This is a genomic window from Actinocrinis puniceicyclus (assembly GCF_018283645.1).
GTDB lineage: Bacteria > Actinomycetota > Actinomycetes > Streptomycetales > Catenulisporaceae > Actinocrinis > Actinocrinis puniceicyclus.
This window is the reverse complement of the sequence record NZ_JAGSXH010000357.1, coordinates 1-790: the sequence shown is the minus strand read 5'-3', so window position 1 is coordinate 790 and position 790 is coordinate 1. Positions and strand designations below refer to the sequence as shown.

Sequence of the window (790 nt, the reverse complement as noted above, 5' to 3'; positions counted from 1 at the left end):
CTGTACGCCTCGACCTGCGTGGTTCCGGAGCCGTCGTTGTAGCGGGTCCGGGTCCAGCCGGAGACCGGCGTGTCGGTGGACGACGGGGTCTGACTCACCCCGAGCACGTTCGTCCACTGCTTGATCTCTTCGCCGAGGTTGTTGTAGTTCAGCGTGGTGTCGGCCGTGCCGTGCCACAGTTGCACGCGAGGACGCGGCCCGCTGTAGCCGGGGTAGGCGGTGTTGCGCACCAGGTCGCCCCACTGCTGCGGCGTCTTCGAGACCTGGCCTCCGGCGCAGGGGCCGTTCCAGCCGCGAACCGAGTTGGTGTAGAAGCAGTAGTAGGGCACGCCCATGAACGCCGCGCCGGCCTTGAACACGTCGGGATAGTCGGCGACCATGACGTTGGTCATCATCCCGCCCGAGGACTCGCCGGTGACGTACACGGCGTTCGGGTTGCCGCCGTAGTGCTGCTCCGTGTAGGTGATCATCGACATCAGGCCGACCGGGTCGCTGCCGCCGTTGTGCGTCAGCGCCTGGTTCGAGGAGACGTCCCAGCAGCTGCCGCTGGGATTGCTCGACGGGTAGATGACGATGAACCCGTACTGGTCGGCCAGCGAGCCGAAGTCGGTGCTGGAGTACAGGTAGGGCCCGGACCCCTGGCAGCCGTGCAGGGCCAGCAGGATCGGCGGGTTGGCCTTGACGTTGTTCGGCACGTACAGGTACATCTGCAGGCCGGTCGGGTTGTTGCCGAAGCTCGTGATCTGGGTCAGCGACGCGGCGGCGGCCGGGGGCGCGGCCTGCAGGCTCA

1 protein-coding gene is annotated in these 790 nt (G+C 67.3%); it reads right to left on the bottom strand.

The genetic code is table 11. The features are described from left to right. Nucleotides 1-790 (bottom strand): extracellular catalytic domain type 1 short-chain-length polyhydroxyalkanoate depolymerase (locus tag KGA66_RS29265; protein ID WP_211472875.1); only part of this gene is annotated, 790 nt, incomplete at both ends.